Annotated in this window: 1 tRNA gene; it reads right to left on the reverse strand. The window is 39.8% G+C overall.

Annotated elements, in window-relative coordinates:
• Positions 1–193 precede the first annotated feature (193 nt).
• A tRNA-Ala gene (locus DV415_RS10125) sits at positions 194–269 on the reverse strand.
• Between the last annotated feature and the right edge of the window lie 20 nt (positions 270–289).

Consider the following 289-nt stretch of genomic DNA (forward strand, 5'->3'; position numbering starts at 1 on the left):
ATGCAAAACAGGTTTGCTTTCAGAGTTTCCTTCTCAGTTCCCTCGTTCACTTTCCTGCCTTGCCTACTCAGACTTTCTCTCGAAAATCTCTTGTTTTCAGCTTGTTTCCAATTTTTTAAAGAACAGTTGATAAAACTTTTCAGTTATCATCGTTAAATAAACTAAATGAATAAATTTACTTAACGATGATAAGTGGTGGAGATAAGCGGGATCGAACCGCTGACCTCCTGCGTGCAAGGCAGGCGCTCTCCCAGCTGAGCTATATCCCCATTTCATCATAAATCATTAC

The organism is Haemophilus haemolyticus, from assembly GCF_003490595.1.
Taxonomy (GTDB): Bacteria; Pseudomonadota; Gammaproteobacteria; order Enterobacterales; family Pasteurellaceae; genus Haemophilus; species Haemophilus haemolyticus_L.